At 67.6% G+C, this 24,149-nt stretch carries 26 protein-coding genes and 2 tRNA genes; 10 read left to right on the plus strand and 18 right to left on the minus strand.

Annotated features, from left to right (window positions below):
- Window positions 1–15 precede the first annotated feature (15 nt).
- The 6 genes from MEICH_RS0109010 to MEICH_RS0109035 all read left to right on the plus strand — a co-directional run bounded on the left by MEICH_RS0109010 (window position 16) and on the right by MEICH_RS0109035 (window position 8,107).
- Window positions 16–1,017, plus strand: a complete 1,002-nt coding sequence (locus MEICH_RS0109010; RefSeq protein WP_027892338.1) for an ABC transporter permease — start codon at window positions 16–18, stop codon at window positions 1,015–1,017.
- A gap of 8 nt (window positions 1,018–1,025) precedes the next feature.
- A complete protein-coding gene (locus tag MEICH_RS0109015; RefSeq protein ID WP_027892339.1) occupies window positions 1,026–2,411 on the plus strand; it encodes an ABC transporter permease in 1,386 nt (461 codons plus the stop codon).
- Window positions 2,412–2,588: 177 nt separating this feature from the next.
- On the plus strand, window positions 2,589–3,617 hold the full coding sequence (locus tag MEICH_RS0109020; protein ID WP_027892340.1) for an ABC transporter ATP-binding protein: 1,029 nt from the start codon (window positions 2,589–2,591) through the stop codon (window positions 3,615–3,617).
- Window positions 3,614–4,618 (plus strand): ABC transporter ATP-binding protein, encoded by a 1,005-nt coding sequence (locus tag MEICH_RS0109025; protein WP_051304063.1) that lies wholly within the window; start codon window positions 3,614–3,616, stop codon window positions 4,616–4,618. Before MEICH_RS0109020 ends, MEICH_RS0109025 begins: the two co-directional genes overlap by 4 nt.
- A 143-nt stretch (window positions 4,619–4,761) precedes the next feature.
- On the plus strand, window positions 4,762–5,979 hold the full coding sequence (locus MEICH_RS0109030; RefSeq protein ID WP_027892342.1) for a DUF4139 domain-containing protein: 1,218 nt from the start codon (window positions 4,762–4,764) through the stop codon (window positions 5,977–5,979).
- Window positions 5,980–6,244: 265 nt separating this feature from the next.
- Window positions 6,245–8,107, plus strand: a complete 1,863-nt coding sequence (locus MEICH_RS0109035) for a S9 family peptidase (RefSeq protein WP_027892343.1) — start codon at window positions 6,245–6,247, stop codon at window positions 8,105–8,107.
- 141 nt (window positions 8,108–8,248) lie between these two features.
- On the opposite strand, the gene MEICH_RS0109040 is transcribed toward MEICH_RS0109035, so the two are convergent.
- The gene (locus MEICH_RS0109040) at window positions 8,249–8,470 is read right to left on the minus strand and encodes a hypothetical protein (protein ID WP_027892344.1); all 222 of its coding nucleotides are present in this window, start codon (window positions 8,468–8,470) and stop codon (window positions 8,249–8,251) included.
- A 233-nt stretch (window positions 8,471–8,703) separates the two neighbouring features.
- Between MEICH_RS0109040 and murA the strand changes: the two genes are divergently transcribed.
- Complete coding sequence (gene murA, locus MEICH_RS0109045) at window positions 8,704–9,981, plus strand: UDP-N-acetylglucosamine 1-carboxyvinyltransferase (protein ID WP_027892345.1); 1,278 nt, start codon at window positions 8,704–8,706, stop codon at window positions 9,979–9,981.
- A 56-nt stretch (window positions 9,982–10,037) separates the two neighbouring features.
- Here the strand turns inward: murA and MEICH_RS0109050 are convergent, their stop codons facing one another.
- The 4 genes from MEICH_RS0109050 to rpmH form a co-directional block, all read right to left on the minus strand.
- On the minus strand, window positions 10,038–11,465 hold the full coding sequence (locus MEICH_RS0109050) for a YidC/Oxa1 family membrane protein insertase (RefSeq protein ID WP_051304064.1): 1,428 nt from the start codon (window positions 11,463–11,465) through the stop codon (window positions 10,038–10,040).
- Complete coding sequence (gene yidD / locus MEICH_RS24360; protein ID WP_051304065.1) at window positions 11,462–11,719, minus strand: membrane protein insertion efficiency factor YidD; 258 nt, start codon at window positions 11,717–11,719, stop codon at window positions 11,462–11,464. The genes MEICH_RS0109050 and yidD overlap by 4 nt, the downstream gene beginning before the upstream one ends.
- Window positions 11,720–11,810: 91 nt before the next feature.
- Window positions 11,811–12,251, minus strand: a complete 441-nt coding sequence (gene rnpA / locus MEICH_RS0109065; RefSeq protein ID WP_084542249.1) for a ribonuclease P protein component — start codon at window positions 12,249–12,251, stop codon at window positions 11,811–11,813.
- Window positions 12,252–12,308: 57 nt separating this feature from the next.
- Window positions 12,309–12,449: a 50S ribosomal protein L34 gene (gene rpmH, locus MEICH_RS0109070; protein WP_027892348.1), complete on the minus strand. Its 141-nt coding sequence runs from the start codon at window positions 12,447–12,449 to the stop codon at window positions 12,309–12,311.
- Window positions 12,450–12,599: 150 nt separating this feature from the next.
- Here rpmH and MEICH_RS0109075 point away from each other — a divergent pair.
- A tRNA-Glu gene (locus tag MEICH_RS0109075) sits at window positions 12,600–12,675 on the plus strand.
- A gap of 33 nt (window positions 12,676–12,708) precedes the next feature.
- Window positions 12,709–12,784, plus strand: a tRNA-Val gene (locus MEICH_RS0109080).
- A gap of 73 nt (window positions 12,785–12,857) precedes the next feature.
- On the opposite strand, the gene MEICH_RS0109085 is transcribed toward MEICH_RS0109080, so the two are convergent.
- From MEICH_RS0109085 to MEICH_RS0109145, 13 genes are all read right to left on the minus strand, one after another.
- The gene (locus tag MEICH_RS0109085) at window positions 12,858–14,027 is read right to left on the minus strand and encodes a tyrosine-type recombinase/integrase (RefSeq protein ID WP_169730644.1); all 1,170 of its coding nucleotides are present in this window, start codon (window positions 14,025–14,027) and stop codon (window positions 12,858–12,860) included.
- Between the two features lie 70 nt (window positions 14,028–14,097).
- Complete coding sequence (locus tag MEICH_RS0109090; RefSeq protein ID WP_027892350.1) at window positions 14,098–14,325, minus strand: hypothetical protein; 228 nt, start codon at window positions 14,323–14,325, stop codon at window positions 14,098–14,100.
- Window positions 14,326–14,505: 180 nt separating this feature from the next.
- On the minus strand, window positions 14,506–14,757 hold the full coding sequence (locus MEICH_RS0109095; protein ID WP_169730645.1) for a hypothetical protein: 252 nt from the start codon (window positions 14,755–14,757) through the stop codon (window positions 14,506–14,508).
- Complete coding sequence (locus MEICH_RS0109100) at window positions 14,754–15,026, minus strand: hypothetical protein (protein WP_157202684.1); 273 nt, start codon at window positions 15,024–15,026, stop codon at window positions 14,754–14,756. Before MEICH_RS0109100 ends, MEICH_RS0109095 begins: the two co-directional genes overlap by 4 nt.
- Before the next feature lie 15 nt (window positions 15,027–15,041).
- On the minus strand, window positions 15,042–15,437 hold the full coding sequence (locus tag MEICH_RS0109105; RefSeq protein WP_157202685.1) for a hypothetical protein: 396 nt from the start codon (window positions 15,435–15,437) through the stop codon (window positions 15,042–15,044).
- The gene (locus MEICH_RS28540) at window positions 15,434–15,589 is read right to left on the minus strand and encodes a hypothetical protein (protein ID WP_157202686.1); all 156 of its coding nucleotides are present in this window, start codon (window positions 15,587–15,589) and stop codon (window positions 15,434–15,436) included. The genes MEICH_RS0109105 and MEICH_RS28540 overlap by 4 nt, the downstream gene beginning before the upstream one ends.
- Window positions 15,590–15,627: 38 nt before the next feature.
- A complete protein-coding gene (locus MEICH_RS0109115; RefSeq protein WP_169730646.1) occupies window positions 15,628–16,383 on the minus strand; it encodes a hypothetical protein in 756 nt (251 codons plus the stop codon).
- Window positions 16,384–16,433: 50 nt separating this feature from the next.
- Window positions 16,434–16,718 carry a hypothetical protein gene (locus MEICH_RS0109120; protein ID WP_157202687.1) on the minus strand — a complete coding sequence of 95 codons (285 nt, stop codon included), beginning with the start codon at window positions 16,716–16,718 and terminating at the stop codon, window positions 16,434–16,436.
- Window positions 16,711–16,980 (minus strand): hypothetical protein, encoded by a 270-nt coding sequence (locus MEICH_RS0109125; RefSeq protein WP_027892356.1) that lies wholly within the window; start codon window positions 16,978–16,980, stop codon window positions 16,711–16,713. The genes MEICH_RS0109120 and MEICH_RS0109125 overlap by 8 nt, the downstream gene beginning before the upstream one ends.
- A 338-nt stretch (window positions 16,981–17,318) precedes the next feature.
- Complete coding sequence (locus tag MEICH_RS24365) at window positions 17,319–18,905, minus strand: YfjI family protein (RefSeq protein ID WP_051304066.1); 1,587 nt, start codon at window positions 18,903–18,905, stop codon at window positions 17,319–17,321.
- Complete coding sequence (locus MEICH_RS0109135) at window positions 18,902–19,765, minus strand: toprim domain-containing protein (RefSeq protein WP_027892357.1); 864 nt, start codon at window positions 19,763–19,765, stop codon at window positions 18,902–18,904. The genes MEICH_RS24365 and MEICH_RS0109135 overlap by 4 nt, the downstream gene beginning before the upstream one ends.
- Window positions 19,766–19,776: 11 nt before the next feature.
- Window positions 19,777–19,998 carry a MerR family transcriptional regulator gene (locus MEICH_RS0109140; protein ID WP_157202688.1) on the minus strand — a complete coding sequence of 74 codons (222 nt, stop codon included), beginning with the start codon at window positions 19,996–19,998 and terminating at the stop codon, window positions 19,777–19,779.
- Window positions 19,999–20,518: 520 nt separating this feature from the next.
- Complete coding sequence (locus tag MEICH_RS0109145; RefSeq protein WP_027892359.1) at window positions 20,519–22,735, minus strand: diguanylate cyclase; 2,217 nt, start codon at window positions 22,733–22,735, stop codon at window positions 20,519–20,521.
- A gap of 240 nt (window positions 22,736–22,975) precedes the next feature.
- Here MEICH_RS0109145 and MEICH_RS0109150 point away from each other — a divergent pair, with 240 nt between their 5' ends.
- Window positions 22,976–24,013: a LacI family DNA-binding transcriptional regulator gene (locus MEICH_RS0109150; RefSeq protein ID WP_027892360.1), complete on the plus strand. Its 1,038-nt coding sequence runs from the start codon at window positions 22,976–22,978 to the stop codon at window positions 24,011–24,013.
- The last annotated feature ends 136 nt before the right edge of the window (window positions 24,014–24,149 follow it).

A 24,149-nucleotide genomic window follows, 5' to 3' on the forward strand; every position in this document is an offset into this window, starting at 1 on the left:
CCAAACCCTAGAACCATGTGGAACTATATCGCCCGTCGTTTCTTGCAGCTCATACCGACCTTTGTAGGGGCTACGATCCTGGCCTTCGTGATCATTCAGATCGCCCCTGGGGACGCGATCACCCGTTTCGAACTGGACCCCACGGTCGAGCGTGAGCAGATCGAGCGGCTGAGGCAGCAGTTCGGCCTCGACCAGCCGGTCCCCGTGCAGTACGCCAAGTGGCTCAGCGGCGTGCTGTTCCACGGCTACCTGGGGATTTCGCTGGACTACCGCAGCGACGTCTGGAGCGTGATCCGGCAGCCCATCCTCAACTCGATGGTGCTGGTGGTGCTTTCGACGCTGCTGATCTTCGCGGTCGCCATCCCCATCGGGGTGTACTCTGCCGTGCGCAAGTACTCCCTGGGGGACCGCACCCTGACTTTCCTGGCTTTCTTCGGACTGGCCGTTCCCAATTTCTTCTTCGGTCTCATCATGCTCTACTTCGCCATCTGGGTGAACGACAACGTGGGCAGGCCCATTCTCCCGATCGGGGGGATGACCTCCCAGGAGATCGGCGGGGTGCCCTACCTGGAGGCCCCGTGGTGGCAACGCACCCTCGACGTGCTGTGGCACTCCATCCTCCCGGTCATCGTGCTCTCGACCTCCGGTATGGCGGGGCTGGTGCGGATCATGCGCGGGCAGATGCTCGAGGTGCTCTCGCAGGACTTCGTGCGCACCGCGCGGGCCAAGGGGGTCGCTGAGCGCATGGTGATCTACAAACACGCCCTGCGCAACGCGGTGATCCCCATCGTCGCGGGGATCGGCGGGCTGCTGCCGGGGCTGATCGCCGGGGCCGGGCTCGTCGAGGTGGTCATGGCCTGGCCGGGCATCACGCCCGCCTTCTTGCAGGCGGTGTCGGCCATCGACATCTACGTGATCATGGGGCTCATCACCATCAGCACCTTCCTGCTGATCATCGGCAACCTGATCTCCGACCTGCTCCTGGCCTGGGTCGACCCCAGGATTCGCTACAACTAGAGGCGGTTATGACTCGCAAGATCGAAGCCAAGCCGCAAGGAGCAGTGGAAAGCCGGAGCTTCTTCCAGGAGGCCTGGATCCGCTTCCGCCGTCACCCCCTGGCCCGTCTGGGCGGCGGGGTGCTGCTGGTGCTCTACCTCGGCGCCTTATTCGCCGACTTCTTAGCCCCCTACCCGGAGACCAAGAGTTTCCGCGACCTGACCTTCTCGCCGCCGACCGTCATCCACTGGCGCGACGACAACGGGCGCCTGACCCGCCCGTACATCTGCGCCGTCGAGCGCAAGCGCAACCTCGAGACCTTCAAGCTCGAGTTCGTGCAGAACTGCTCCGAGAAGTACGTGATCAACTTCTTCGTGCAGGGGGAGCCCTACAAGTTCCTGGGCTTCATCCCCGCTAACCTGCGCCTGATGGGCGGGGACTGGCTGCAGAACGAGCAGGCCTACCTCTTCCTGTGGGGTTCCGACGACTTCGGCCGCGACCTGTGGGGCCGCATCTGGTACGGGGCGCGCGTCAGCCTCACGGTGGGCATCTTCGCCACCGCGCTGGCCCTGCTCATCGGCGTGTTCATGGGCAGCCTGTCGGGGTTCTTCGCCGGCAAACCCCTCACCCTGAGCGTGGGGCTGTTCAACCCGGCGTACCGCAAGTTCCTCTCCAGCAGCCCGCTGCCCAACCTGCTCAAGACCCTGGGCTGGCTGGCGCTGTGGGGCGGCCTGGCCTGGCTGATCTGGGTCACGGTCAGCGGGTTCCTGGCGACGAGCCGGGGCCTCGAGGCCGTCGTCTTCGGGGTGGTGGGGATCGGGCTGCTTCTGGCCATCGGCTACGCCATCCTGTTCCCGGTCATCAAGATCGACCTCGACACCGTCATCATGCGCGCCACCGAGGTGCTGGCGGCCATCCCCGACCTCTTCCTGCTCATCACCCTCTCGGTGCTGATCCCGCAGGGCATCCCCCCCGCGATGCGCTTCTACCTGGTCATCTGCATCCTCTCCTTCGTCAACTGGGGCGGCCTGGCGCGGGTGATGCGCGGCCAGATCCTCCAACTGCGGGAGATGGAGTACGCCCAGGCGGCCCAGGCCATGGGCGCCTCCGACGGGCGGGTGATCACCCGGCACATCCTGCCCGGCACCTTCACCTTCCTGATCGTCAACGTGACGCTGGCGATCCCCGGGTTCATCCTGGCCGAGTCGGGGCTTTCGTTCATCGGCCTGGGGATCCAGGACCCGGCCTCTTCGTGGGGGCTGCTGCTCAACAAGGCCCAGGCCCAGGGCATCACCGCCTTCGTGGACCGGCCGTGGATGCTGATCCCGGGGCTGTTCATCTTCGCCGCCATCCTGTGCTTCAACTTCATGGGCGACGGCCTGCGGGACGCGCTCGACCCCAGGGCCAAGCGTTAGCGCCGCACGGGTACCCCTCTGCCCGAAGGTGGAGGGGTGCTCGGCTGCCGGGCGGGCGGATTATGATTGGAAAAAGCCTTAGCTATGGGCCCAAAGCTTTATTTTTCGCCCGCCATGGCGTATAACCTATGCAGAGTTTATGCGGTAGAATGCTGAAGATACACCCAAGGAGTTCGGATGGACGATAAGCGACTGCTCGAGGTCAAGGACCTGAAGGTTCACTTCTTCACCGATGACGGCGTGGTTAAGGCCGTAGACGGTGTTTCTTTTCACATCGACAAGGGAGAAACCCTGGCCGTGGTGGGCGAGTCGGGCTCGGGCAAGAGCGTGACCAGCCTAGCGATCATGCGCCTGATCCCCAACCCCCCGGGGCGCATCGTGGGCGGGGAGATCCTCTTCCGCGGCAAGGACGGGCAGGTCAAGGACCTCGCCAAGCAGGACGAGGCCTCCATGCGCAAGATCCGCGGCAACGACATCGCCATGATCTTCCAGGAGCCCATGACCTCGCTCAACCCCGTCTACACCGTGGGCGACCAGATCGCCGAGGCCATCGTGCTGCACCAGGGCAAGAGCAAGAAGGAAGCCCTCGAGCTCTCCGCCGAGATGCTCGACCTCGTGGGCATCCCCGAGCCCCGCAAGCGGCTGTCGAACTACCCCCACCAGATGTCGGGGGGCATGCGCCAGCGCGTCATGATCGCCATGGCGCTCTCCTGCAACCCCTCGCTCCTCATCGCCGACGAGCCCACCACCGCGCTCGACGTGACCATCCAGGCGCAGATCCTCGAGCTGATGTACAAGCTTCAGGAAGAGATCGGCATGAGCATCCTCTTCATCACCCACAACCTGGGCGTGGTGGCCGAGATGGCCGACCGGGTGGTGGTGATGTACGCCGGGCGGGCGGTGGAGGAGGCCGACGTCACCCCCACCTTCAAGCGCCCCAAGCACCCCTACACCATGGGCCTGCTGAACTCGGTGCCCCGCCTCGACCTCGCCGCCGAGCACCAGCAGCGCCTCGAGGCCATCCCCGGCAACGTGCCCAACCCCCTGCGCCTGCCCTCGGGCTGCGCCTTCCACCCCCGCTGCAAGTACTTCCAGGCGGGCCGCTGCGACACCGACATCCCGCTGTTGCAAGACACCGGCGGCGGCCACATGGTGCGCTGCGTGCGCTGGGCCGAGATCCAGGCTGAACAGGGGGTGACCGCGTGAGCGTTCCGACCCCCAAAGCCGCCGCGACCGAGAACCTGGTCGAGGTCAAGAACCTCAAGAAGTGGTTCCCCATCCGCGGCGGCATCCTGAGCCGCGTGGTGGCCAACGTCAAGGCCGTCAACGACGTGAGCTTCAACGTGCGCAAGGGCGAGGTGCTGGGCCTGGTGGGCGAGTCGGGCTCGGGCAAGACCACCGTCGGCCGCACCATCCTGCGCCTGATCGAGCCTACCGACGGCAGCATCAAGTTCGCCGGCAACGACATCACCCGCATCCCCAAGTCGGAGCTGCGCACCTACCGCCGGAAGATGCAGATCATCTTCCAGGACCCCTTCGCCTCCTTGAACCCGCGCATGACGGTGGGCGACATCATCGCCGAGCCGCTGGTGATCCACAACCTCGAGGGCTCCGCCCAGGCCCGCACCGAGCGGGTGGCCGAGCTCCTGCAACTCGTGGGCCTCAACCCCGACCACATCCGCCGCTACCCGCACGAGTTCTCCGGCGGGCAGCGCCAGCGCATCGGCATCGCCCGCGCCCTGGCGGTTCGCCCGGAGTTCATCGTGGCCGACGAGCCGGTGTCGGCGCTCGACGTGTCGATCCAGGCCCAGGTGGTCAACCTCCTGCAAGACCTCAAGGAGCAACTGGGCCTCACGGTGCTCTTCATCGCCCACGACCTGGCGGTGGTGGAGTACATCTCCGACCGCATCGCGGTGATGTACCTGGGCAAGATCATGGAGCTCACCACCTCCAAAAACCTCTACCGCTCGCCCAAGCACCCCTACACCGAGGCGCTGCTGTCGGCCATCCCCATGCCCGACCCCACCCTCAAGCGCGAGCGCATCGTGCTGCAGGGCGACATCCCCAGCCCCATCAACCCCCCCTCGGGCTGCGTGTTCCGCACCCGCTGCCGCTACGCCATCAAGGAGTGCGCCGAGACGGTGCCCGAGCTGCGCGAGGTGGCCCCCGGCCACTTCAAGGCCTGCATCCGCGACGACATCCTGTGAGGGGCGCGACGACCGATAGCCGCTAGCTCATAGCCGAGCGCGAGACCCTGTAGGGGCAGGCCCAGAGCCTGCCCCTGCGTTTTTTAGCCGAAGCCCGGAACCTTTCTCATCGGGCCTTACTGCTGGGGTGTTTTACTTGGCTCATGAGACAGCACCTGTTGGCCGCGCTCGCGCTCTCTTTGGGGATCTCTCTCGCACAGGAAGCCACCATCTACCGCGGTTTCGCCGAGGTGCGCCAGCCCGTGACACTGCCTGTGGGCGCCTGGACCTGGGAGCCCTCGCAGGCGGTGGTGCAGAGCCTGATCGCGGGGACGCTCGAGCTCAGCGGCGTGGAGGAAATCTCGCGCCTGGTGCAGGTGCTGCCCCCGAGCAGCCCCCTGGCCGCGTACAGGGGCAAGAAGGTGCAGTTCTACTGGGAGGGGCAGTGGCGCGAGGCCACCGTCGTCGACCCCGACCGGCCCATCTTCGAGTTCGAGGGCCGCTACCTCACCGCCCTGCCCGGCCTCATCGCCTACCCCGACCCCAGCGGGCTGCGCCCGGGCCCCGCGGCCCGCGTCACCTTCCGCTACCAGGGCGGCGGCGCGGCCAGCCTCAGCTACCTCAGCCGGGGGCTGGGCTGGAAGCTGTACTACACCCTCGAGGGCGTGGACCTGACCGGCTGGGCCGCCCTGGAGAACAACCTCGGCCAGCCGATGGAGTTCAAGCAGGTCGAGCTCGTCGCCGGGAGCGTGCCGGTGCTCGAGGGCGGCTTCGACCAGCCCGTCCCCGCCCCGCAGGCGCTGGAGTCGCGGGCGCCTGCGATGGACAAGGCCGGGGCTGAGTTCATGGGCGAGGCCGGGGGCACCTACCGCTACCGGCTGCCCGGGGCCCTCACCCTCCCGCCCGGTCAGACCGAACTGCCCTTCCTGCAGGCCAAGGTGCAGCCCACCTACACCTGGCGCTGGCAGTCGGGCTTCACCAGCGCCAGCGAGATCAGCTTTGAGCGCGGCTACCGCTTCGCCGCCCCCGAGAACCTGGCGGGCGGGTTGGTGAGCATCCGCGACCAGGGGGTCTTCGTCGGGCAGGCCTTCCTGCCGGAAACCCCCAAAGGCGCCCCCGCGGCGCTCACCCTCGGCCCCGACCCCGAGGGCAAGGCCGCCCGCAAGGTCGAGGTGCTGGCCCAGAACCGCTTCCGCGTGACCACCACCGTCAAGAACCCCAAGAAGTACAGCCTCGAGGTGGAGATGGCCGAATTCTTCCCCCAGCCCTTCACGCTCGAGATCACCGGCGCCGAGCGCACCCCCGAAGGCTACCGCGCCAGGTTCACCCTGGCCCCCGGCGCCAGCCGGACCCTGACGTACACGGTGACGCTGCCGAAGTGAGGGTGATTTAAGCCGTCAGCGGTCAGCTATCGGCCGTCAGCGAAAGGCTTGTGGCTTGTAGTGAAAAGGGAACCCCACCCCGCGCGCGGGGTGGGTTTATCCCCCTGGCCTCCCTTGCCAAGGGGGGAACAAGGCGTTTTGCGTCTCGCATCTCGCGTTCGGCGTTGGGCGTTCGACGTTAGGCGTATTGCGTACGACGTAAGACGTAAGACCCGCGCCAGGCCATCGGCGTACACCACACGACACCTTGCCTTAGATTGATAGCGTGCAACCCGAAATCCTCTACCGACTGCGCTTCATTTCCAACCTCACCGAAGGCCCCGGCAACAAGCCGCTGTTCGTCCTCACCGACATCGAGCGTCCGGAGGGCGATAAGGAGCCGCCCAAGTACCGTCCGCGGCTGGCGCTGTGGGACGGCGGGCTCAGGCTGCTGACCCAGGGCGAGGCCCGCAACCCCCAGTGGAGGGGGGAGTACTACTACTTCACCCGCAAGGTGGACAAGGCCAACCAGCTCTTCCGGATGCCGGTGGGCGGGGGAGAGCCCGAGCAGCTCACCCGCTTCAAGGGGGGAGCGAACAGCTACAAGGTGAGCCCGGACGGCTCGAGGATCGCCCTCTTGAGCCCGGGCGACCGCGAGCCCCCCAAGCCCGACCAGCCCCAGAGCTTCGCGTCGTGGCCCTTCAAGTTCGAGCAGCGGGGCTTGCTGCAAGACACCCCGGCGGCGGTGTGGCTGTGGGAACAGGGGCAGCTACGCCAACTGCACCAGCCCACGCTGGAAGTCACCGAGATGGCCTGGAGCCCCGACGGCCAGCAGCTCTACTTCGTCTCCTACGGCAGCCTGCAGGAGCGCCTGGAGGGCAAGCAGCGGGTCTACGCGCTCGACCTCCAGGGCCGCGTGCGCGAGCTCTTCGGCGGGGAGGGGCCGGTCAGCGGCCTCGAGCCCGCCCCCGACGGTTCGGGCCTGGTCTACCTCGCCCACGCCTACGAGCGGGGCTCCGCCACCGACGCCCGCCTGACCTACCGGCCCTTCGGGGGTGAGCCCAGGGTGCTGGCCCAGGGCAACTTCACCAACACCATCAACTCCGACTGCCGCTACGGCACCTACGCCCAGACCCCCAAGTTCGGCCCCGACGGGCTGGTGTACGTCGTCGAGACCAAGGAGGGCCACGCCCGCCTGCGCAAGGTTTCGCTCGAGGGCGAGGTCAGCAAGGTACACGGCATCGGGGAGAGCGTGCTGGCCTTCGCCCTGTGCGGCCGCGACCTCTACGTCCTCACCGAGACCGCCACCCAGCCTGCCCGCCTGGGTCGCCCCGGCGAGACCCTCTTCGACCCCAACGCCGAGGTGCCGCTGACCTTCCCTGAGCCCGCGCCGGTGGCCTACCGCGCCCCCGAGGGCCACACGGTGCCGGGCTGGGTGCTGCTGCCGGAGGGGGAGGGCCCCCACCCGCTGATCCTCTACATCCACGGCGGCCCCCACACCGCCTTCGGCAGCGCCCCCATGCTGGCGCACCACCTCTTCCGCGAGGCAGGCTTCGCCGTGGCCTACTGCAACCCGCGCGGCTCGAGCAGCTACGGCGAGGCCTTCGCCGACCTGGGCTACCAGTGGGGCGAGATCGACCAAGCCGACCTGCTGGGCTTCCTCGACGCCGTGCTCGAGCGCTTCCCCCAGCTCGACCGCGCGCGCGTGGGCGTGGCCGGGGGCAGCTACGGCGGCTACATGACCAACTGGCTCACCGCCCGCGTGCCCGAGCGCTTCAAGGCCGCCGTCACCGACCGCAGCATCTGCAACTGGACCAGCTTCTTCGGCGCTTCCGACATCGGCCCGCGCTTCGTGCAGCTCCAGCTCGGGGCCAGCGTGTGGGACCGGCCCGAGGTGCTGTGGGCCAAGAGCCCGCTGAGCCTGGTGCACCAGGTCAGGGCCCCCACCCTGGTGGTCCACTCCGAGCAGGACCACCGCTGCCCCATCGACCAGGGCGAGACCTGGTACACCGCCCTGCTGCACCGGGGCGTCCCCACGCGCTTCTTCCGAGTTCCGGAGGAGGGCCACGAACTCTCCCGCTCCGGCCGCCCCGACCGGCGGGTAGCCCGCCTCGAGGCCTACCTGGAGTGGTGGCGGCAGCATTTGTAGCGCTGAGGGTGATCAGCGCTAAGCCGTCAGCTCGTGGCGTGTGGCTAGTGGTTTGTCAAGGGTCAAGGGTCGAGGATCGAGGGCTAAGGCGTCCCGCGTATTGCGTCTTGCGTACGACGTACGACGCAGGACGTACGCCCCTTAGCTCTCTTCTTCCTCGGGCTCGAGGTTCTTGAGCAGGTCCTCGAGGCTGGCCTTGCCCTCCTCGAGGTCCTGCGCGATCTTCTGGATCGCCAGGCGGACCACCTCCGACTTGGAGACCAGGCGCTCGGGGTTGGAGAGCTCGTAGGCGGCTTTGGTCAGCAACGCGTCCTGCTCGTCGCTGATGACCACCTGGAGCCTTTTTTTCTCTTTCTTCGCCATTGTGCTCCCGCCTGCACCCTGCGCGGCCTCCGAGCCTGCACCCGTCAACGACCAATCTATTGCATCGTCATGAAGTTGCTCCGAGGGGCTTCATGGGTGCTTAACTCATTAAGCGGCAGTTTAGCACAGTGCACTAATGCTTGACAACGCAAAAAGCACTACATACACTCAAGTTGAGCATCATGTGTAAGATGCTGAATACATAGGGCCTAGGAATAGGGTGATCGATACGTATGGAACAGGCTATGTGGGTGCGGGGCGGAACGCCGCTGAGCGGCGAGCTTAGGGTATATCCCGCCAAGAACTCGGCGCTCAAGCTCATGGCGGCCAGCCTCCTGACCGCCGACCCGGTAACGCTGCTGGAGGTCCCGCGCCTGCGGGACGTGGACGTGATGCTCGAGCTGCTGTCCCACCTGGGCACCCGCTACGCCTGGGAGGGTCGCACCCTGCACCTCCACACCCCTGAAATCACCAACACCGTCGCACCGTACGAGCTCGTCAACAAGATGCGGGCCAGCTTCAACCTGCTGGGCGCTTTGGTAGCCCGCGCGGGCGAGGGCACCGTTCCCCTGCCCGGCGGCTGCGCCTTCGGCCCGCGCCCGGTGGATCAGCACCTCAAGGCCCTGCGCGCCCTGGGCGCCGAGGTCAGCGAGGACTCGGGCTACTTCACCGCCCGGCGCGTGCGCCCCCTCAGCGGGCGGGTGGTCTTCGACATGCCCACCCTCGGCGGGACCGAACAGGCCCTGCTGGCGACCGCCCTCGGCGGCGAGGCTACCCTGATCCTCACCGCCCAGGAGCCCGAGATCGAAGACCTCTGCTACTTCCTCAACGCCATGGGCGCCGACATCCGCGGCGTCGGCAGCAGCATCCTCCAGGTCAAGGGGGCGCCGCGCCTGGGCGGCGTGACCTACCGGGTCATCCCCGATCGCATCGAGGCCGCCACCTTCTTGCTGGCCGCCGCCGCCACCCGCGGCCGCGTCACGCTCACCGACGTCGAGCCGCTCCACCTCGACGCGCTGCTCGACAAGCTGGCCCAGGCCGGGCACCGCATCGAGGTCGGCCCCGACTGGATCCGCCTCGAGGCCACCCCCGACCCCAAGCCCTTCAACATCGAAGCCCGCGAGTACCCCGGCTTCGTCACCGACATGCAGCCGCTGGCGGTGGGCTACCTGGCCGCGGCCCAGGGCAACGCCCTGGTCTCCGACCGCATCTACCCCGACCGCTTCACCAACGTCCCCGAGCTGCTGCGTATGGGCGCCGACCTGACCCTCAAGGACCGGGTGCTCTCCGTCAACGGCAAGAAGCTGCACGGGGCCACGGTCAAGGCCACCGACATCCGCGCCGGCGGCGGCCTGGTGATTGCGGCGATGGCCGCCGAGGGCGACAGCCGCATCGAGGGGATGCAGTACCTCGAGCGCGGCTACGAACAACTCCCCGAACGCCTGCGCAGCCTGGGGGCCCACGTGGGCCTGGTCACCGACGAGCCCGTGCTGGCCGTCGCGGCCGATTAACGGTTTCTCGAAAGGAGGAGCGCCCGGGAACCCCGGGCGCTCTCTCGTCGTGGCGGCTACTTGGACTTCGCGTTCGCGGTGGCGGGCTTGAGGTCGCCCAGGCTGCGCTTGATCAGCCACTGCTGGGCGAGGGTGATGACCATCGAGAGGATCCAGTAGATCGAGACGCCCGAGGGGAAGCTGAAGATGAAGAACACGAACACCAGGTTCATGATCATGCCCTGGCGCAGCGCGTCGGGGTTGCCGGCCGCCGAGAGGTAGGTCGAGGCGAGGGTGGTGAGGATGTAGAGGATGGGCAGGATGTAGAAGGGGTCCGGCAGGGCGAGGTCGGGGATCCAGAGCACGCCCTGGCCGAACTCGTAGTTGGCGATGACCTTCCACAGCACGAACAGCACGGGAAGCTGCAGGAACAGGGGCAAGCACCCCGCGAAGGGGTTGATCTTGTGCTCCTGGTACAGCTTCATGGTGGCCTCGGTGCGCTTCTCCGGGTTGTCCTTGAACTTCTTGTTGATCTCCTGGATCAGCGGCTGGATCTTGTTCATCTCGGCCATGCTCTTGTACTGCTGGTGCATCAACGGCCACAAAAGCAGGCGCACGATCAGGGTGAGGAGGACGATGCCGAAGAACCAGCTCCCGGTCCAGCGGTGGCCCTGCTCCATCACCCACAGCAGGGCGAGCGAAAGGCGGCCCCAGATGTCGGGGTTGAAGAGGCCGGGCAGCTCGAGGTAGCGCTCCACGTGCAGCCGCACCATCTCGTTGAAGCCGCCGTAGGCGCGGAAGGTGGTGGCTTGGCCGGCGGGAGCGCTGATCTCGAGGGTGGCCGAGTCGCCGCTGGGCGAGCGGGCCAGCTTGGCCTGGTCGAAGCCCTGGACGGGCTGCACGACCATGGCGTAGCCCTTGGTGGGGGAGTGCTGCCACGCCACGTAGACCGGCTTGCCGCTGCCGCTCTCGGTGGGCTGGGTGTTGCCGGGGGTGAGCCACTTGGTGAGCGGGCGGTCGGTTCCGCCGATGCCGCTCCAGCTCAGAACCCTGGGGCTGTCCGACTCCACGCTGACCTCGAGGGAGAGGAACAGCGGGTCGATGACGTAGGTGAGCTTGGCGTCGCCCTGGGTGAAGGTCGCGGTGAGCTTGCCGCCCTTGTTGCCGTTGGGTGCTTGGGTGAACTCGGCCTGCGGGCTGGTGAAGCCGGAGAGGGTGCCCGGCAGGGGCACGCCCGGGCGCACCAGGTTGAGCTTGCCGTTGTAGTTGCCCTTGAAGTCGGTGCCGCGCACCTGCTTGGGGTACCAGCCGACGATCTGGCCCTGGGTGTTGAGGGCGACGTCGGCGAGGTTGGTCACGGCGACCTTTTCGTTCTTGCTGTCGCCGTTGACGTCGGCATCGCGCCACTCGGCCTTGAGGGCCAGGGCGGGGGAGAGGGTGAAGAGCAGACCTAGGGTCAGTCCCAGGGCCAGCTTGGCCAGCCTGGGGCGGCTACTGTGGTTCATCGTTCCTCCGTTGGGGTGGGCCAGACGTTGAAGCGGGGGCGGTGCTGCGGCACGGGGTCGAGGCCGCCGGGGTGCAGCGGGTGGCACTTCAGCAGCCGCCGGGCCGCGAGGTAGCTCCCCCAGAAGGCCCCGTGGCGCTCGAGGGCCTCCAGAGCATAGCAGCTACAGCTCGGGTAAAAACGGCAGGTCGGCGGCTTCAAGGGCGAGATGAAGCGCCGGTAAAACCGCACCAGACCGATCAGCAGGGACTTCACTCCAGCTCCGTTTCGCGGTGTTCGGCCGTCCTCACCTCTCCCTGCTCGAGGGGCTCGAGCGGGGGGAGGGGGCCGTTGACCCGCACGCGCGTCATTGTATCAGCCCGGATTTCTTCAAGGTGAAAGCCAGGTCGCGGTGTAGCTCGGCGTAGGAGGCTGTCGCGGCCTCGGGCTGGGCCACCACCATTAAGTCGCAGGGGGGCAGCAGCATCCGGCGCAGGATCTCGCGCAGGCGGCGGCGGATCTTGTTGCGCACCACCGCCTTGCCCACCTTCTTCGACACCACCAGCCCGGCCCGGGCTGGCCCGGCGCGGCTGGGCAGCCAGCGCACCGCGACGAAGCGCCCACGGGCGGCACGGCCCTTCTTGAGGCGGGCGAAGGCCCACTCGCCCTTCAGGGACTCCAGCCGCGGCCCGGCCTCGAGGCGGGGCTGGGGTGCCGGCTTGGGCGGGGCCTCGAGCGGCAACACCTCGCCCTCTGAGCGGGCGGGCTCGGGGCGAGGGACACGGCGGCGGGGCTTGAGGGGGTCCATAAAAGACAACCTCCCGCTGGCCCGAGGGGCGCGGGAGGGTCAGAAAGTGCTCACGCCTTAGCCGGAGACGGAAAGGCGGGCACGGCCCTTGGCCCGGCGGCGGGCGATCACCTTGCGGCCGTTCTTGGTCTTCATGCGCACGCGGAAGCCGTGAGTCTTGGCGCGCTTGCGCTTGTTGGGTTGCCAGGTGCGCTTCATTGCAAATCCTCCGAACCCGGTGCTAAACCGGCAGCCCAAGAAGTCTATCACATGAACCCACCGAGCGCAAAGCCCCGGGGTGTTTACGAATCGCGGATCATGTGCTAACGTTATGTCTTGCGGGTTCGACCCCCGCCCACCACGCCAAACGGCCCCATCGTCTAGTGGCCTAGGACGCCGCCCTCTCACGGCGGTAACAGGGGTTCGAATCCCCTTGGGGTCACCAAAGTCATAAGCCCGGCCTCAAGGCCGGGCTTATGGGCGCTTAGCTCAGCTGGTAGAGCATATCCCTTACAAGGATGGGGTCGGGGGTTCGAGTCCCTCAGCGCCCACCACGTCACAGACGCAAAACCCCCTTATGCACTCTTTGCATAAGGGGGTTTTGGGGTGCAATCTGGGTGCAATCCGTCAGTTCAGGGTGCGAGGGGCGGGGTTCAGCAGCTCGCTCAGGGGTACGGCCACCTCTTCGAGTTCCCACGCTGCTACCGAGCGGTAGATGTCCAGGGTGATCGAGGGCCGGGCGTGTCCCAGCCTGCGGCTCACCAGTTCGATTTGCCGCGTCTTCTGAGCGAGCAGTGTGGCGTGGGTGTGGCGCATCATGTGCGGGCTCAGGTGGGGCAGCGTGGCCGCTTCGATGGCCCGCTTCACCTCTTCCTCGGGCTGTCCCTGCATGGCCTTCCGAATCTCCTTGGCCCGCTTGCGGTTATAGGTCTTGATGATCTGGGCCATGTCCCGGTTCACGTTGCGCGGGTGCAGGGGGTGGCCGGTGCTCGAGGGGAACACCAGCCCCGAATCGTGCCACTCCCTCCCCAGCAAGCGGCGCTCTTCGGCTAGCTTGGCCTTCCACTCCCCCAGCACGGCGGCCACGTCCGGCCCGAAGCCCACCACCCGGCGGCTGCTGCGGGTCTTGGGGGGGCCGATGTGGACTTGACCGCCCACCACGGTTAAGGTCTGCTCCACCCGCAGGGTGCGGGCCTCCAGGTCCACGTGTTGCCAGGCCAGGCCCAACAACTCCTCTCGCCTCAGGCCGGTGGCAAAGCCCAGGTAGAACAGCGGATACAGCCGGTAGGGGCGGGCCACCTCGAGGAAGCGGGCCACGGTAGCGGCGTCCCAGGCATGCACCCGGCGTTCGGCTACGGGCAGGCGCAACCGCACCGGTTCGCAGGGGTTGCGAGGCAGAACCTCCATCGCTACCGCGTGGTTCAAGGCCGCGCTCAGGGTGGTGAGGGCCATACGCACCGTGGTAGGCCCCAGACCGCCATCTTGCAGCTTGCGGGCCAGGGCCTCGACGTGATGGGGGCGTAAGCGTTTCAGTTCAAGGCTCCCCAGGTGGGGGCGTATCCGCTTGAGTCCCTGCTCGTGCTTGAGCCGGGTATTGGGGGCCCAGTTTCGGGCTTTAGCCTGAATCCACGAGGCTACCCACTCGCCCACCGTCAGGCGCTCGTGCGTGGATAACATCCCCTGGGCGGCAGCTACCTGAAGCTCACGGGCCTTCTGCATGGCCTCTTCCGGGGTGGCCCCGAAGACCCGGCGACGGTCCAGCTTCCCATCCGGGCGGCGTCCCAGGGTGACTTGCATGGTCCACTTATGCCCGCGCTTGGTGGGTTTGGTGCCCGATCCATGAGGGCGCTTCTCCAAAGGGCGTTCTCTACTCGCCATCCCCTACCTCCATCCCCAGGGCCTTCAAACCGGCCTCAAACACCTCCCCCCGCTGTTTCGTGCTCATGGACTCGAGCAGGGCGGCCACCGGCTTCCGCAGCCGCACCCGCACCCTCGGGTTCACCTCACCCATCTCCAAAGCCTCGACACCGAGGGCCTTTAGGCGGCGCTCTTTGGGCGGCCTTACCCGGCTAACGTGGTGCTCTTTGTTCGCCATATGAGCATTCTAGCATCGTAGGACTCAATGAAGATACTTCCCTTAATCAACATTAAGGGAAATATGCTCCCTCTAGAGGTACCAGCCAGGAACCGCGTCCAGAACGGCGTTTCTCGCCTGACCGCGTAAAACGGCTTTTAAGGCCCCTCCCTCGAGGGGGCCGGTGTCGGACATTGAGGGTCAGAGCTGCTCGGAGCCCCAAACCTCCCAGCGGGGATTCTCGGAGAGGTACAGGGTAAAGCCCTGGGCGTAGGGGTTGGACTCCAGGGCCTCAGCAAGAAGCTGGTGGTACAGGGCGGCTTCTGCATCGCTGAGGGTGGTGGGTGCGTCCTCCCCCTCGTCTAGCGGCTCGGGCCTGTAGACGAGGGCGATCACTTGGGGGTGAGGGCTTAGGCGGGATTCAAGCTCGGAAACGCGTTTATCCAGGCTCATAGCAGTACCTTCTTCATCGCTCTGGGTTGCTGTAAGGCTTGCTCGAGGGCCTGCAACCGGGCCTCGAGGTCGCCCTGCTCGGTGGCCTTGAGGTAGGCCCCGGCGGTGGTTGCCAGGGCACTAATGGCCTTCAGGCGGGCGTGTACGTCCTGGGCACCGTCCTGGGCGATGGCCTCGGCCTCAAGCAGCATCCCCCACAGCACGGCGCGTAGCTGTCCCAGATCACCGGGTTTACGGCGGCGTAAGCGCTTAAGTTTCGGCGTGCTCATCGCCATAATTCAAGACTACCCCCCCTCCCCCCACCGTGCAGCTCCCAGGCCCAGCAACGTCACCAGCGCGGCCAGGGGCAGCCGGGGGTTCTTGCGCCATCGGCTGACCACCTCGAGAAGCAGCGGGCGGGGGTCGGATGGAGGAAGGGGCAGATCGGTGGGCCACAGTGCCAAATCGCTCTGACCCCGCTCGAGCACCGGCAGGGCGGCATCGGCCCAAGCGTCCCAGGGGGCTAGCGCGTCCTCGAGGTCGGAGAAATCGTCGAGTTCGACGGGCTTGAACGGCCCCTCGAACATCCCGGCGGGAAGGCCGTCCAGTGTGGCGCGGAACCGCGACCAGAAGGAAGCCCAAGCCGCACTGTGGGAGCTACGGGCGTGGGCCTCGAGTCGTGAAAGACGCTCGGCTCTCATAAATCGATCACCTCGAGGGAAAGCGGCAGAAGCAGCGTCCCAGACGGGGTTTCGAGGGTCAGGAAGGGCTCTCCATTCAGCCCGACGCGGCGAAGCGAGGCAAGCAGCTCATCGGCAAGCCCGGCCTCGAGGACAAGCTTGAGCAGATCCAAACGAACGGCCAACTGAGGGAATTTGCGAGGTTCGGCGGTCATAGCGATTTGGCGGGGTCAGGCGCGGCCACGGCTGCGGGCTGGGGGCTGAAGGGCCTGGACAGAAGCCCGTCAAGGATCAGCGCGGCGTAGTCCTCGGGGGCTTGGGGCGGCGAGTAGTCCCAGTTTTTGCCCTCGAATGAGGGACGCTCGAACGCGTTGGTGGGCTGAAGGCCGGGCGGTAGCTGGAGCAGGGCGCGGGCATCGCCGCCAAGCTCGTCCAGGACGCGCTCGAGGGCGGCAAGGCGCTTGGAGTTCTCGGTGTCGCCGCCAAGGTGGGGCCACCCACCGGGCTCGAGCTGGGCGAAAAGGCTCAACCACCTCTCGCGGCTCTGCCGCCAACGGGCAACGATGGCCGGCGCTTGGCGCTGGAGGGCGCTCACGGCTTGCTGTACGCCGAAAAGCAGGGCCGCGAGGTCTTCCCGGTGCTCGGCAATCTCGGCGGCGAGGGTGCGGGCTCGCTCGAGCAACTCCTGCCGGTGCTCACGGCGCTTAGCCTCAGCAATGCTTTGCTGGACGCTAGTAATCTCCTGCTCAATGGAGCTAACCAAGTCCTGAGCGGCTCGAGCGCGGGTAAGGTGGTTGAGTTTGGCGTGCAGGTCGGTGCTCTCTGCGGCCTTGCTCTGGGCGGCCTCGAGTTCGGCGCGGGCTGCGGCAAGTTGGGCTTGTAGGGCGGCGAGTTTGCTTTGCAGATCGTTCATTTTGACTCCTCTTGGTGAAGAAAGTGGCTCTGGGTCGGTGTGGGTGCGCTCCATCCCCGGCGAGGATGGGCGGGGGGCGCGGTGGGTGCAGGTGCGGGCTCACGCTAGGCGTCCATCCTGGGGGCGGCTTGTGTCTGGTGGCTACGCAGCAGTATTTCCTCGAGCTGCCTTGCCACGCGCCCGAACGCGGGCAGTGCCTCGGGTGGGGCGGGGGTACCGCTTTGCAGCGCGTCCAGCACCCGCAGCACCCCAATCCGCTGGTTTACAAACCCGGCCAGCAAGTCAGGGCGGTCGTGGGTCAGCAGCAACGTTTGATCGTTCAGCCGCAGAATGTGCCCAAGCAATCGGATGAGTTTATCCGTGTCGTTCGGCTTCCCCTTTTTACCCATGCTGCACCTCCGATTGCACCTCGGCCAGCACCTCCCGGCGCACCGGGCGGGAGATGGTGCCCGGCCACAGGGCGATGATCTGCACCGGCCCCTCGGGGTAGGGGTAGGTGACGGCCAGGCTCTCCAACATTTCCCGCAAGAGGGAGGTCACACCCTCGGGGTCCAGCCCCTCGAGGCTGCGGTACCCACGGGCCAGGCCACCAATATCCACCCGCAGCCGGGGAGCCTGTAGCTCCACCAGCCGGGCGGCCAGGGCGTCCACCTGGGAGAGTAGGTAGGCCCAGGGGGTTTTGTCAGTTTTGTCAACGGGGGTCTGAGGGTTTTGCGAAAACTCGGGGTTGGCAGAGGGTTCGGGTTGGCCCTCGAAATTTTGCAAAACCCCCTGGAGGGGCGTTGACAAAACCGCCAAAACCTCGGGCTCCGGGGTAGGGGGACGGGTTGCGTCCCCCCAAAAATCTTCAAAACCCCTCGAAGGGGCGTTGACAAAACCGACAAAACCTGGGGTAGGGGGGGTTTTGTCAGTTTTGTCAACGGGGGTAGAGGGGGTTTCCGTGATTTTTTGCTCCGCCTCAAGGCGGATGTGGCGGGGACGGTAGACCTTCATCCTTGCCCCCCCCTCAGCTCGGGGTGCAGCCGCACCACCTCGGACGGGCGGCCTCCCAGCGGCCCCGGCTCCACCTCCACCACCCGCAACCAGCCCAGCCGCTCCAGCAGGGCCAGGGCCTCGCCCAGCCGCTCCCCGTCCGACCAGTAGCGGCTGGAGCGCTGCACCTCCCGCACCGTCTGGCCGTCCGCCACTGCCCCGGCCTCAATGTCCTCGGCCAGGCGGTGGGCGGCCAGGACGGCCCCGTTCGTCTCGGGAGCGTAGGCCTTGCGGGCGTGCTCCTCGAGGAACTCCACCCAGTCCAGGGCCATCTGCACCGCCTCCAGGCCCACCGGGGGGAGGTCGCTCAGCAGGCGGTAACGCTCCCCTTCGCAAATCCACAAATAGTCTTGGGCGGCAACTCCCACCAGATGAAAGACCACCGCCAGCGACGCGGCCAGGCTCCCGTACTTGGCGATGTGGGCGGCGAAGTGGGGGGTAGCCTCAAGCTCCCTGCCCCTCAGCCTGCGCTCGTGGCCGTCGTGCCACGCGGCGAAGGCTCGCCCCGCCTCGGGGGTGAAGCATACAAGATGCGGCTCCAGGTCGTTTTCGTTGTCAGGGGAACGGAACTCGAGACCGTCCAGCCGGGCGAACACCTCATAGGCCCGCTCACGGGCGGCCTTGTCGGGCCAGGACTGCGGGGGGCTCCAGGGGGGCATCTCGTCGGGCCAGACGAGCAGCTGGAAGCGTTGGAGCATCCCATCGGCGCGGGTGGGGTCGCGCCGCAGGCGGTCAAAGACGGCCTCCAGGGGCCTGGGCTGGATGGCCCCGACCACGGCCACGCAGGTGGCGGGGATGTGGATGGTCCCTCGACCGATCCGGTCGAAGGTGTAGCCGGTGAGCCCGTTCCAGGCCGTCAGGAAGAAGCCACGGGCCACCGCGTTTTCTTCTTGCTCGAGGGAAGCAATCCAACTTGCCAGCTCGTCTCGCACCAAGACGATGCCCCTGGGGTTGTCGCGCAGCAACTCGCCCAGCTTCTCAACCGTGGCATCCTGCGTGGCATAGCGCTTCTCGGGCAGGCGCTCCAGGGCCTCCAGCCTGCCCAGCAGGGCGGCGATGTCGGCCTTGCCGGCCTCGCCCTTCTTGGCCCTCTGCGTCGCTCCCTGGAGCTGGGCCTTCAGCAGGGCCTGCTCGGCGCGGGCCTCAAGCTCGGCCTGCTGGTGGGCCTTGCGGGCCCTGTTCTCCAGCGAGTGCAGGGGGCGCAGGGCCTCGGCCAGGGCGTCGCTCTTTTTCGCGCCCGGGGGTGCGACGATGGCCCCCCACAGGTTAGGAATGGCCGTCCATTCCGAATATTCGCGGGGGCGGATGGCAACACTGCGCCCAATCAGCCCTGACAGCCCTACCAGCGCGGGGACGGCCAGCATCTCCAGCGGCAAGCAGGCCCGCTCCGCGATGTCCACCAGCCAGGGGCGGATGCCCTCGGGCAGCATCTCCGGGGGCAGGGTGGGGGCCTCAGGCAGCTTGCGCGGGAGAGGGTGGCGCTCCGGCCACACCTCAGTGCCCTGCATCTCGGTGGCATTGACGAGCAGCTCGCGGGGGGTCACCGGGCCACCTCCCCGGCCACCACGTCAAGCCAGTCGAGGCCGGGCTTTGGCGGTATCGCTAGCCGCACCTTGCGTCCCTCGGCCAGCAGCCGCCGGGCCAGCTTGCGGGCGGCCTCGAGTCCTGCCCGATCGTGGTCGGCGCAGATCACCACCTCACGGGCCTCGGCAGGTAGCTGCACCCGCTCGAGGCCGCCAGCCGATACGCAGGCCCAGCACGGCCAGCCGGTGGACTGGTGCACAGCTAGGGCGGTCTCGACGCCCTCGGCCAGGGCCAGGGGTTGGCCGAGCTGGTGCTCGTACAGGCGGATAGCCCCGCCCATCGGCTTGCTACCGGCGGCCAGGCGCTTGCTCACCCGCCCTGAGCCATCGGGCAATAGCTCGGTGGCGTGCAGCCCTACCAGCCCGTGCGTGGGGTGCTCCACGCGGGCCAGCACCAGCGGGGTGCCACCCCACACGGCCAGGCGCAGGGTGGGGGGCGGGGTGAGGCTCAGCCCTCGAGCCCGCAGGTAGGCCCGCAGGAGGGGATGCCCCGGCGTGGCGCTGCTCCACCACCGGCCCCACCGGGCTACCCGCTCGCCCTCGGGGGTGGCGGGGGCCGGTGCAGGGCGGTAATAGCCGGGGGCCTCCCAGGGCCGGGCGGTATCGGCGTACAGATCGCGCCACTCGAGCCCCAGAGCCCCAAGCACCGCGTCGCCGTCGCAACCCGCGAAGCAGTGGAGCAGGATTTTATCGTCGAGGACGCGGATGCTGAGGCTAGGCTTGCGGTCGGGGTGGGCCGGGCACAGGGCCATCCACCGGCCGGGGCCGGTGGGGTGGACGCGGTGCAGGCGCTCGAGTAGAATATCGACGTAAGGCCCCATCTTTTTCTCCTTTACTCACCCCCGCCGGCCCCGGCGGGGTCTTTCGCCGCTCGTGCGGCAGCTAAAGCCTCGCGGCGGATATCACGCCCCTCACGGGCGGCCTGCTCGAGGTAGCGCTCGAGGTCATCCCGCAAGATGAGGTAGCGCGCTCCCACCCGCAGGCTGGGGAGCGTGCGGATGAGCCCGTAGCAGGTCTCCCTGCCCAGGCCGTACTCGCGGCGCAAAGCCGCCACATCTAATAGCCGAGTTGCCGTGTGGTGTTGATCCGTGTTGCGCATGCCCGTAGGGTGCCACGTTTTTTTAGCACGATGGGAGATGCAGAGTTTAGCGAGGAAATGCTGTTCTGGATGGCGAAAACCCCTGAAGTCTCAGCATTGGGAGGGGTAATGCTGGGCGCTTAGCCCAGCAGTGGCTCTGCCGTCCTGAACGGCGTTTATCGCGGTTAGTTGCACCGGTGAACCTCGTCACCCGATCCGAAGAAGCAGTCAAAAACCAGGTGCAATGTGGGTGCAATAAGGGTGCAATGCAACCCCCAAACCGCCCCGGTAAGGGGTGGAAAGTGGCGGGAAGAACAAACGGAGTTTTAGCGTCCTGGGCGTGTATTCTGTGGGGTAACCCGGCGTTATACAGAACGCTTTGGAAAGCCAAAAATGGCTCTTACAAGGATGGGGTCGGGGGTTCGAGTCCCTCAGCGCCCACCAACGAAAGCCGGCCTCCGGGCCGGCTTTTTGTCGTACCTTTGCACCCGAACCTTCACCCCGCCGACAGCGGCATCCCCCGCGACTTGGCCTGGTACATGCGGTTGTCGGCCAGGCGCAGCAGGGACTCGGAGTCCTCGGCGTCGGTGGGGAAGCAGGAGGCGCCGATGTTGACCCCCAGCCGCATCTCCCCGACCTCCAGCGCCCCGATGGCCCGGTGGTAGCGGGTACCTGCCGCGACGGCGCCCTCGAGGTTGGCGTGGGGCAGGATGGCGGCGAACTCGTCGCCGCCCCAGCGGTAGAGGCTGTCGCCGTTGCGCCGCTGCTGGCGTAGGGCCTGCGCTACCGCCTGCAGGGCCCGGTCGCCCTGCTCGTGGCCCAGGCGGTCGTTGATGGCCTTGAAGCCCGAAAGGTCCATCACCAGCAGCGAGACGGGGTAGGCGTAGCGGCGGGCGCGCTCGAGCTCCTCGCCCAGGCGCACGTCGAAGGCGCGGCGGTTGAGCAGCCCGGTGAGCACGTCGGTGAGGGCGGCCTCCTCGAGGCGCTGGCGGTAGTGCAGGTCGTGGAGGAGGGTGGCGACGACGGGGGCGAAGAGCTGGGCGGCCCGCAGGGAGTCCTGGTCGAAGGCGGCGGGGTCGTGGAGGTTGTCGAGATTGAGCAGGGCCAGCACCTCGCCCCCGTAGCGGATGGGCAGGTGGAGGTTGGCCTTGATCTCCTGGACCCGCGCGTCCCGCATCTTGCTCACGGTAAGGCCGGACTCCAGGCTGGACTCGACGATGGCGCTCGAGCGCACCCTCGGCAGGCCCCGCTCCCAGCTCTCCAGGTCCCCGTGCCAGGCCTGCTGCTGGCTGAGGCTGAACTCCACGTCGCGCAGGTCCTCCAGGCTGAAGCCGTGCACGGCCCGGAAGACGAAGACCTCGCCCTGCCACGCCATCAGCGTCCCTGCCTCGGCCCCGGGCACCATGGCGACGGCGGTCTGGAGGATGCGGTGGTAGGCGGCTTCGGGGGAGAGCTCCAGCACCGTCTGCTGCAACTCCAGCAGGGTCTGGGTGTGCTGCCGCTCGAGCATGCCCTCCAGCGCCAGGCCTACCGCGCGGCAGGCCCGGGCCAGCAGCTCCTTCTCGCTCTGGCGCCAGCGCCGCTGCCGGCGGCTCTGGAAGCCCAGCATGAAGCGAACTCGAGCCGACCCGGGCAGGGGGATGGGGTGCAGCACCAGCGCCTGCACGCCCGCGTCCTTGAGCGCCTGCAGGCCCCGCTCGTCGGTGGCGTATTTGTCGTTGAAGACGGGCTGGCCCGTGCGGTGGACCCCCCAGGCCAACCCCTGGCCGAAGGGGATTCCCTCCTCCAGCAGCGCCCGCTCCTGAGGGTGCACGTCGCCCCAGAACGTCACCGCCCGCAGCCGGCTGCCCTCCTGCCGCACCAGCGCCCCGGAGTCGAAGTCGAGCACCTGGCCCAGCAGCGCCAGCACCCGTTCGCCCAGCCCGGGGAGGGACTGGGCGGAGTACATCGTGCGGTTGAGGTTCTCCAGCAGCGAGAGCTCGGTGCGCTCGACCAGCCGGCTCAGGCGGCGGCTGACCCCCTCGGCGAACTCGAGCAGCGCTTGCAGGGCTTCCTCGCCCAGGGGTTCGGGGTACTCGAGGTTGAGCACCGCCACCGCCTCCCCCTGCTCCACCAGCGGCAGCGCCAGCTCGCACCGCGCGGGGCGGCCGGGCACCGGCACGTAGTCGCGCTCCGAGGCCACGTCGGTCACGTGGACGAAGCGGCGCTGTGCGAAGGCCCGCCCGACGACCCCGTGCTCGGGGATCGTCCGGTAGTCCTGGGGGAAGCTCCGGGACGCGGCGACCCGCACGAAGCCCTCGCCCGCGGGGCTGGGCTCCCAGACGCTCACGTTGCCCTGGCCGTAGGCCTCGAGGATGGCCGGCAGCGCCTCGAGCACCTCGCCGCGGCTGTCCAGGCCGCTGAGTTCCTTCTGGGCCCGGATCAGCAGGTTGAGCAGGCGGGAGGCCCGCTTCTGCTCGTGGAAGGCATGGCGCAGGCGGGCCCCCAGCCAGGCCGCGAGCAGGCTGGAGACTGCGTAGATCGTGGTCAGCTCGAGCAGGGGCTGGCGGGTGCTGAGCAGCGCGTCCAGGAGGCTGGCCCCCGCCGCCAGGGGCAGCACCCAGCGGTACCCCAGCACCGAGGTGAGGGTGGCCAGCGCGACCATCATCCAGGCTTCGGGGAAGCCCAGCCGCAGAACTCCCACGTGGCCCAGCAAATGCAGCACGAGCGCCACGGCGGCGGTTAACCATGCACTCCTGCGCACTGAGTCCATGCAGCGTTTCCTTACCCTAGAATCTTAGCGCATCTACGGGCTTGTTGGGCTGGTTCTTCCGAACGGGCTGTTCACGAGGCGTTAACCAAGACCTCCTGGCGCGCCCGGTGGTCGTGCGAACGAAGCGCGGGCGGGAGGAAGGCCCTCGAGTGCGGCGTGGGCGCTTACAATGATCGAGGGGTGGAACCAATCCCTGAGGTTATGGCGCGCACCAGTTACACCCTCGAAGACGTGGCCCGTGCGGCGGGGGTTTCGCCCAGTACGGTTTCGCGGGTCATCAACGGGACCGCCCGGGTGCGCCCGGGCAAGCTCAAGGCGGTGCTCGAGGCCATCGAGCGGCTGGGTTACCAGCCCAACCTCATGGCCAAGGGCCTGGCCCAGGGCAAGTCCCTGACCGTCGGCGTGATGGTGCAGGAGATCGCCAGCCCCTTCTACGGCGAGATGATCAAGGGCATCGAGCAGGGGCTCGACGGCACGCTCTACCACCCGGTGTTCTCCACCGGGCACTGGCGGGCCGAGCAGGAGAGGGAGGCACTGCGGGTGCTCAGCGCCCGCCAGATCGACGCCCTGATCGTGCTCGACGGCCTGGTGTCCGAGGAGTACCTCCTGGGCCTGGCCCGCAAGATGCCGCTGGTGCTGTTCGGCCGCCGGATCCGGGGCTTAGAGCACAACACGCTGCTGGTGGACAACCTGCAGGGGGCCTACCTGGGGACCCGCCACCTCGTCGAGCTCGGCCACACCCATATCGTGCACATCGCCGGCCCCGCCTTCCACCTCGACGCCAAGAGCCGCCTCGAGGGCTACCGCAAGGCCCTGGAGGAGGCGGGGATCCCCTTCGAGCCCGAGCGGGTGATCGAGGGCGACTACGTGGAGCCCTCCGGGATGCTCGCCGTGGAGAGCCTGCTCGCGCGGCGCGTACCTTTCACCGCGATCTTCGCCGCCAACGACCAGATGGCCTACGGCGCGCGCCTGGCGCTGTACCGCCGGGGCATCCGCGTCCCCGAGGACGTCTCGCTGGTGGGCTTCGACGACCTGCCGGGCTCGAGCTACATGACCCCGCCCCTCACCACCGTCCGCCAGCCGACCCTCGAGCTCGGCCGCGAAGCCGCCCGCGCCGCCTTGCTGATGCTCGAGGGCCAGCCCTACGAACCCCCGCTGTTCGGCACCAGCCTCGTTGTGCGCGAGTCCACGGCGATGCTGCGTCACAGCCGGGTGGCCCTGCCGAGCCGGTGGTCGTGAAGCGATAAGCCCTCAGCCGTCAGTGGTCAGCGGTCAGCCGTCAGCGATCAGCGGGAGGCCTGTGGCCCGTGGTTGCCCCTCTCCCCGCCGGCGGGGAGGGTTTATCCCCCCCAGCCCCCCTTGCTAAGGGGGGTGA

It is taken from the genome of Calidithermus chliarophilus DSM 9957 (genome assembly GCF_000430045.1).
Classification (GTDB): Bacteria; Deinococcota; Deinococci; order Deinococcales; family Thermaceae; genus Calidithermus; species Calidithermus chliarophilus.

Bases quoted from the DNA above. Each gene is read 5' to 3' on its own strand.
- MEICH_RS0109010 (WP_027892338.1), top strand. From the start codon at position 16: ATGTGGAACTATATCGCCCGTCGTTTCTTGCAGCTCATACCGACCTTT.
- MEICH_RS0109015 (WP_027892339.1), top strand. From the start codon at position 1,026: ATGACTCGCAAGATCGAAGCCAAGCCGCAAGGAGCAGTGGAAAGCCGG.
- MEICH_RS0109020 (WP_027892340.1), top strand. From the start codon at position 2,589: ATGGACGATAAGCGACTGCTCGAGGTCAAGGACCTGAAGGTTCACTTC.
- MEICH_RS0109030 (WP_027892342.1), top strand. From the start codon at position 4,762: ATGAGACAGCACCTGTTGGCCGCGCTCGCGCTCTCTTTGGGGATCTCT.
- MEICH_RS0109040 (WP_027892344.1), bottom strand. From the start codon at position 8,470: ATGGCGAAGAAAGAGAAAAAAAGGCTCCAGGTGGTCATCAGCGACGAG.
- murA (WP_027892345.1), top strand. From the start codon at position 8,704: ATGGAACAGGCTATGTGGGTGCGGGGCGGAACGCCGCTGAGCGGCGAG.
- MEICH_RS0109050 (WP_051304064.1), bottom strand. From the start codon at position 11,465: ATGAACCACAGTAGCCGCCCCAGGCTGGCCAAGCTGGCCCTGGGACTG.
- rnpA (WP_084542249.1), bottom strand. From the start codon at position 12,251: ATGGACCCCCTCAAGCCCCGCCGCCGTGTCCCTCGCCCCGAGCCCGCC.
- rpmH (WP_027892348.1), bottom strand. From the start codon at position 12,449: ATGAAGCGCACCTGGCAACCCAACAAGCGCAAGCGCGCCAAGACTCAC.
- MEICH_RS0109085 (WP_169730644.1), bottom strand. From the start codon at position 14,027: ATGCAAGTCACCCTGGGACGCCGCCCGGATGGGAAGCTGGACCGTCGC.
- MEICH_RS0109090 (WP_027892350.1), bottom strand. From the start codon at position 14,325: ATGGCGAACAAAGAGCACCACGTTAGCCGGGTAAGGCCGCCCAAAGAG.
- MEICH_RS0109095 (WP_169730645.1), bottom strand. From the start codon at position 14,757: ATGAGCCTGGATAAACGCGTTTCCGAGCTTGAATCCCGCCTAAGCCCT.
- MEICH_RS0109100 (WP_157202684.1), bottom strand. From the start codon at position 15,026: ATGAGCACGCCGAAACTTAAGCGCTTACGCCGCCGTAAACCCGGTGAT.
- MEICH_RS0109105 (WP_157202685.1), bottom strand. From the start codon at position 15,437: ATGAGAGCCGAGCGTCTTTCACGACTCGAGGCCCACGCCCGTAGCTCC.
- MEICH_RS0109115 (WP_169730646.1), bottom strand. From the start codon at position 16,383: ATGGAGCGCACCCACACCGACCCAGAGCCACTTTCTTCACCAAGAGGA.
- MEICH_RS0109120 (WP_157202687.1), bottom strand. From the start codon at position 16,718: ATGGGTAAAAAGGGGAAGCCGAACGACACGGATAAACTCATCCGATTG.
- MEICH_RS0109135 (WP_027892357.1), bottom strand. From the start codon at position 19,765: ATGGGGCCTTACGTCGATATTCTACTCGAGCGCCTGCACCGCGTCCAC.
- MEICH_RS0109150 (WP_027892360.1), top strand. From the start codon at position 22,976: ATGGCGCGCACCAGTTACACCCTCGAAGACGTGGCCCGTGCGGCGGGG.